Below are 266 nucleotides of genomic sequence, written 5' to 3'. Positions count from 1 at the left end.
CGCCCGTGCTCGGTCGCGTAGAAAGCAACCTCTACCGTCTGTCTGGCATCGATGCGAGCAGGGAGCAGAGCTGGCGGGCCTATGTCACTGCCATGCTCGTATTCTCGCTGGCCGGCTTCGTCGTCCTTTACGCACTCCTGCGCCTTCAGGCCTATCTGCCACTGAACCCTCAGGGCTTTGCCGGCATGGCACCGGATCTCGCCTTCAACACGGCGGTCTCCTTCGTCACCAATACCAACTGGCAGAACTACGGAGGCGAGACCACG

Annotated in this window: 1 protein-coding gene; it reads left to right on the top strand. The window is 61.7% G+C overall.

Annotation, left to right across the window (positions count from 1 at the left end; genetic code table 11):
- Positions 1 to 266, top strand: a 266-nt coding sequence (locus FLQ44_RS11030) for a potassium-transporting ATPase subunit KdpA (protein ID WP_147694436.1), incomplete at both ends; no start/stop codon positions are given.

The sequence above is a fragment of the Vogesella mureinivorans genome, assembly GCF_007644035.1.
GTDB classification, from domain to species: Bacteria; Pseudomonadota; Gammaproteobacteria; order Burkholderiales; family Chromobacteriaceae; genus Vogesella; species Vogesella mureinivorans.
Note: the sequence above shows the minus strand (reverse complement) of the source record. Positions and strands in the feature narration are given on the sequence as shown.